General features: G+C 60.9%; 2 pseudogenes. One reads left to right on the plus strand and one right to left on the minus strand.

Features of this window, described 5'->3' with window-relative positions:
• A pseudogene (locus tag QJT78_RS52350) lies at positions 1–128 on the minus strand (IS6 family transposase); the annotation flags it as partial.
• Between the two features lie 54 nt (positions 129–182).
• Between QJT78_RS52350 and QJT78_RS52355 the strand changes: the two are divergent.
• Positions 183–353, plus strand: a pseudogene (locus tag QJT78_RS52355) (transposase); the annotation flags it as partial.

The following is a 353-nucleotide window of genomic DNA, read 5'->3' on the forward strand; positions in this document are numbered from 1 at the left end:
CGCGCCGCCAGCATTTCCTCGACCATGCGCAAGCTTAAGGGAAACCGGAAATACAACCAAACGGCATAGCTGATCACTTCCGGTGGGAAGCGATGGCGGCGATAAAGAGGGTCCTTGGCAGTCCGCATGCCGCTCGTCTACCCCCTCCGCCGCTCCAATTCGTTAACTTGACGGTACCCCTGCCGGTTCTGCGTGGCTATACCGAGACCCGCCATAAGGCAAAGTCCTGGGATCGCGAACGCCGCACCGTCGCCCGTATTGAGGCGACGATGCTCGGCCTCGACATCCGTTTCGTCGTCACCAGCCTCGATGTCGGCTCGGCCGAGTGGATCTACGACAGCCTGTATTGCGCG

Source organism: Bradyrhizobium sp. Mp27 (genome assembly GCF_029953005.1).
Classification (GTDB): Bacteria; Pseudomonadota; Alphaproteobacteria; order Rhizobiales; family Xanthobacteraceae; genus Bradyrhizobium; species Bradyrhizobium barranii.